Genomic DNA, 4619 nt, shown 5'->3' with positions numbered 1-4619 from the left:
GCCGTTCTTGGCGGCGATGCCGAGCACGCCGGCAAACTCGGTCAGCACCGCCGATATTGCGAAGGCGACGACGCCCCATGCGCCAAATTCCGGAAAGACGGCAAAAGGCAAGATCAGCGCGAGGTCCGAAACGACGTCGCACAACTCGTTAAGATACATGCCGAGCGTCGAGGCTTGGCCATGCTCGCGCGCCAGCATGCCGTCCACGGCATTCAGCGCCATGCGCACGAACATCACCACGGGGATAAGCAACAGCAGCCAGCGCCATTCATGCCGGATCGCAATGGCCGCGCCGGCGGCTATCGACATCGCGGCCGCCAGGATGGTTATGCTGTTTGCGGTGACCCCGATGGCCGCCAGCCGATTGACCAGCGGCCGCAGTCGGCCCTGGAAGGCCGGCTTGAGAGCGTAAAGCGTCGGCATTGCGTTGATCCCCCGATCCTGTTCAGCGGCTGTACATCAATATGCCAGACGCGACCAGCGGAGAGGCGGCGCGGCCATCATGCGTTCGCAAATCGATAACCATGATTGGCCCGGCAAAGCTGTCATGCACATTTGTCGGCTTTGTGTGCACTGCGGCACCTTGAATAGTGAGCACGCTTATTATATATCCCGCTCATGGTTTCCGATGGCATCGACAGATTGGGCTTCTTGATCCACGACGTGCAGCGCCTGATGCGCAAGCGCTTCGAGGCGAGGGCCAGTGGCTTGGGGCTTTCTTCGGCGCAATGGCGGCTTCTGGTCCGCGTTGCCAAGGAAGACGGTGTCGCGCAGGCGCGGCTGGCCGAACTTCTCGAAATCGAGCCGATCAGCGTTTCGCGCCTGGTCGACCGCATGGAGGAGGGAGGCTGGATCGAGCGTCGTTCCGACGCTGCCGATCGCCGCGTCCGCATGATCTTCCTGACGCCCAAGGCAAGCGATGCCTACGCCGTGATCAAGAGCATTGCCGGGGAAGTCTATGAGGAATCGCTTGTCAACGTGAAACCGGAAGCCCGTCGCATCCTCGTCGAGGGACTTGAGGCGATGGTCCGCAACCTGACCGACGACGAGACGCCGTCCATTGAAAAAGTGAAGAACACAGAGGGCGCAGCAGCATGAACGCGGTAGCCAAGATAGACGAGAAAGTGACCGAACTGGAAATGGAAGCGCCGGCGCAGCCGGCCGCGGCCCCGGCGACCGTTGCTCCCCCGGTGCAGCCGGCTCCGGCGCCGGTGAAGAAAAAGCGCCGGCTGGGCCGCTTCCTGCTGATGGTCGCGCTGCCTGCGGCATTGGCTGTTGGCGGCGGCTATGTCTGGGTTACCGGCGGCCGCTATCAGGAGACCGAGAACGCCAATCTGCAGCAGGCCAAGGTGTCGATCGCTTCCGACACGGCCGGCCGCATCGTCAAGGTCGACATCTTCGATAACCAGCTGGTCAAGCAGGGTGACGAGCTGTTTGCCATCGACCCCGAGCCCTACCGGATCGCGTTGGCGCAGGCCGACGCGGCGGTGGCGGGCGCGCGTCTCAATGTCGAGCAGTTGCGCGCCGCCTATGGCCAGTCGATGGCTCAGCAGAAGTCCGATGCCAGCCAGGTCGCCTTCGCCCAGTCGCAGTTCGACCGCGCCGCCGATCTTGCCCAGAAGGGCATCAACGCCAAATCGTCGCTGGACGAAGCCAAGAACGATCTCGACAAGGCCAAGCAGCAGCTCGCCGTTGCCGAGCAAGGCATCATCAGCGCCAAGGCAGCCCTTGGCGGCAATCCCGACATCGAAACCGACAAGCATCCGACCGTGATGGCCGCGCTCGCCGCGCGCGACAAGGCCGCCTACGACCTGGCGCAGACCACGGTCAAGGCGCCGGCTGACGGCATCGTCAGCCAGGCCTCGTCGTTCAAGGTCGGCCAGTATGTCGGTTCCGGCACGCCGCTGTTTTCGCTGGTCGAGACCGGCGACACTTGGATCGATGCCAATTTCAAGGAAACGCAGCTCACCCACATGAAGCCCGGCCAGAAGGCCGAGATCGTGGTCGACACCTATCCGGGGCGCACCTTCGAGGCGACGGTCAAGGCGATCGGCGCCGGCACGGGAGCCGAGTTCTCGCTGCTGCCGGCCCAGAATGCCACCGGCAACTGGGTCAAGGTCACACAGCGCATCCCGGTTCGTCTCGAACTGACCGATGCGGACGCCAAGATGGCGTTGCGCACCGGCATGAGCGCCACCGTTACCGTCGACACCGGCGTGGCGCGTGGCCTGCCTTCGATCTTCGGTCACGCCACGGCCGGCGAGGCCGCGCAGTAACGTCAACAGAATGCCGCAGGACCAGCGGCGGAGGTGAATAGCAGGATTGGTCTGATGGGAGGAGCTGGAAGGATCAGCGTTTGGGCACGCCGCATAGCGGCCTGGCCGAAGTCTGAAATCTCCGACGCGGACCCGTCGGTCCTCATGTTTCCGGGCGGCAGGCATCCGCTGATCAGAGACTTTCAGTCGATGTAACCCCCACATCGACAATCGCGTCCCACCGCGACGAGGGTCTCTCAACGGAAGGCGTTGCCGCCCGGAAACCCCTTGTACACGTTTTTGTTACCTGCTGGAAGTTCCACGCCATGAGCACGCCCGAACCCTTCAAAGAAGTGCCGCATCGCGGCCTGATCACGGTCGCGCTCATGTTGGCGACGATCATGCAGGCGCTCGACACGACGATCGCCAACGTCGCGCTGCCGACCATGACCGGCGATCTCGGCGCCTCGCCTGACAACATCAATTGGGTGCTGACCTCCTACATCGTTGCCGCCGCCATCATGACGCCGGTCACCGGCTGGCTGGCCGATCGCTTCGGCCGCAAGGAACTGTTCCTGACGGCGGTGGTCGGCTTCACCGTGTTTTCGATGCTGTGCGGCATCGCCTGGAGCCTGGAGACCATGGTGTTCTTCCGGCTGATGCAAGGCGTGTTCGGCGCCGCGATCGTGCCTCTGTCGCAGACCTTCCTGCTCGACATCAATCCCAGGGAACGCCATGGCCAGGCGATGGCCATCTGGGGCGCCGGTATCATGCTGGGTCCGATTCTGGGCCCGACACTCGGTGGCTGGCTGACCGAGAATTTCAACTGGCGTTGGGTGTTCTTCATCAATCTGCCGGTCGGCATCGTCGCCTTTCTCGGTATGGCCGCTTATTTGCCGGCTATCGCGCGGCGCGTGCGCGGCTTCGATTTCTTCGGCTTCGCCATGATATCGCTCGGCGTCGGCGCGCTTCAGCTGCTGCTCGACCGCGGCGGCGAGGTCGACTGGTTTTCCTCGGTCGAGATCTGGATCGAACTTGGTCTTTCGCTCACCGGCTTCTGGGTGTTCATCATTCACACCATGACGGCCGAGCACCCCTTCATCGATCCCAAGATCTTCCTCGACCGCAATTTCGTGACCGGGCTCGCATTCATCTTCGTCATGGGTGTGCTCATCCTGGCGAGCATGTCGCTGCTGCCGCCGATGCTGTCGACCATCTTCGGCTATCCGACCGTCACCATCGGCATCGTCATGGGGCCACGCGGCGTCGGCACCATGATCTCGATGCTCGTCGTCGGGCGGCTCATGAGCAGGATTGACGCCAGGATCCTCGTCGTCATCGGCTTCCTGCTGACCGCGCAGTCGCTCTACACCATGTCCAGCTTCACCCCGCAGATGGACAATTGGCTGATCATCAGCTCCGGCGTCATCCAGGGCCTGGGCATGGGGATGGTGTTCGTGCCGTTGTCGACCGTCGCCTTCGCCACGCTTGACGTGCGCTTCCGCACCGATGCCACGGCTCTGTTCAGCCTGGTGCGCAATCTTGGCTCGTCGATCGGCGTGTCGGTCGTGACGGTGTTGATGGTGCGCAACACGCAGATCAACCATGCCGAGCTTTCGGCCTTCATCAATCCGTTCAACCCCAATCTGTGGGCTGTCTCGCCGGCGGCCGCAGGCGGCGACCCAACGGCGCTCTCGCAGGTCGATCGCATGGTCAATCTCCAGGCCATGATGATCTCCTACGTCAACGACTTCAAAATACTCATGGTGATGACACTGCTTGCCATCCCGTTTGTTTTCCTGCTGCGCAAGCCGAAGCAGGCGCCAGCCGGCGGCGCGCCGGCGGCGCATATGGACTAGCTTTCCATCAAATCGTCTTGGGTGTGGCGCACCGAACCGGCACGTTTTCCTATTTTCCGAGCACGAGGCTCCAGTAACGGAGCTTGCTGTCGCTGCCGTCGCGCACATAGGCAAGGCCGAAGCGTGTGAAGCGCGGGTCGAGCATGTTGCGGCGATGGCCTGGTGAATGCACCCAGATGTCGAACAGCTTATCGAGGTCGAAACGACCCTCGGCGATGTTCTCCGCCGCGGCACCGGAAATTCTATTGTCCCTGACGCGCGAGGCGAAATCCTTGCCCCAGCCGGTGGTGTGGCTCATGCGGCGGCGCTGCGCCATGTAGCCTGCCTGCTGCAGGGCGGCCTGTTCGAGCTGCCGGTCGGGGACCAGCGGCGCGAGCCCGGCCGAGGCGCGGATGCTGGCCAGCGTGCTGGTGGCGGAGGAGGAGACCCCGGCGCCTTCGCCGGTTGGCAGTGAAACGGTGCTGCAGGCGGCGAGCCCCGCCAGGGCTGCGAGGCCGGTCAGCAC

The 4619-nt window shown here is 63.3% G+C and carries 5 protein-coding genes; 3 read left to right on the top strand and 2 right to left on the bottom strand.

Annotation, left to right across the window (positions count from 1 at the left end):
- Positions 1–423, bottom strand: a 423-nt coding sequence (locus tag EN969_RS18025) for a CDP-alcohol phosphatidyltransferase family protein (RefSeq protein WP_164758322.1), incomplete at its 3' end; no start/stop codon positions are given.
- Between the two features lie 195 nt (positions 424–618).
- Here EN969_RS18025 and EN969_RS18020 point away from each other — a divergent pair.
- The 3 genes from EN969_RS18020 to EN969_RS18010 all read left to right on the top strand — a co-directional run bounded on the left by EN969_RS18020 (position 619) and on the right by EN969_RS18010 (position 4114).
- Entirely contained in the window at positions 619–1098 is a 480-nt protein-coding gene (locus EN969_RS18020) for a MarR family transcriptional regulator (RefSeq protein WP_063167717.1), read from the top strand.
- The gene (locus EN969_RS18015) at positions 1095–2276 is read left to right on the top strand and encodes an HlyD family secretion protein (RefSeq protein WP_013532371.1); all 1182 of its coding nucleotides are present in this window, start codon (positions 1095–1097) and stop codon (positions 2274–2276) included. Before EN969_RS18020 ends, EN969_RS18015 begins: the two co-directional genes overlap by 4 nt.
- Positions 2277–2581: 305 nt before the next feature.
- On the top strand, positions 2582–4114 hold the full coding sequence (locus EN969_RS18010; RefSeq protein ID WP_013532370.1) for a DHA2 family efflux MFS transporter permease subunit: 1533 nt from the start codon (positions 2582–2584) through the stop codon (positions 4112–4114).
- 49 nt (positions 4115–4163) lie between these two features.
- Here the strand turns inward: EN969_RS18010 and EN969_RS18005 are convergent, their stop codons facing one another.
- A complete protein-coding gene (locus EN969_RS18005; protein ID WP_127417459.1) occupies positions 4164–4619 on the bottom strand; it encodes a CAP domain-containing protein in 456 nt (151 codons plus the stop codon).

This window comes from Mesorhizobium sp. M7A.F.Ca.CA.003.01.2.1, from assembly GCF_003998945.1.
In the GTDB taxonomy this organism is placed as follows: domain Bacteria; phylum Pseudomonadota; class Alphaproteobacteria; order Rhizobiales; family Rhizobiaceae; genus Mesorhizobium; species Mesorhizobium ciceri.
This window is presented reverse-complemented; position numbering and strand designations above follow the sequence as displayed.

Excerpts from the sequence above, each read along its gene's own strand:
- EN969_RS18020 (WP_063167717.1), top strand. The coding sequence starts at position 619 with ATGGTTTCCGATGGCATCGACAGATTGGGCTTCTTGATCCACGACGTG.
- EN969_RS18015 (WP_013532371.1), top strand. The coding sequence starts at position 1,095 with ATGAACGCGGTAGCCAAGATAGACGAGAAAGTGACCGAACTGGAAATG.
- EN969_RS18010 (WP_013532370.1), top strand. The coding sequence starts at position 2,582 with ATGAGCACGCCCGAACCCTTCAAAGAAGTGCCGCATCGCGGCCTGATC.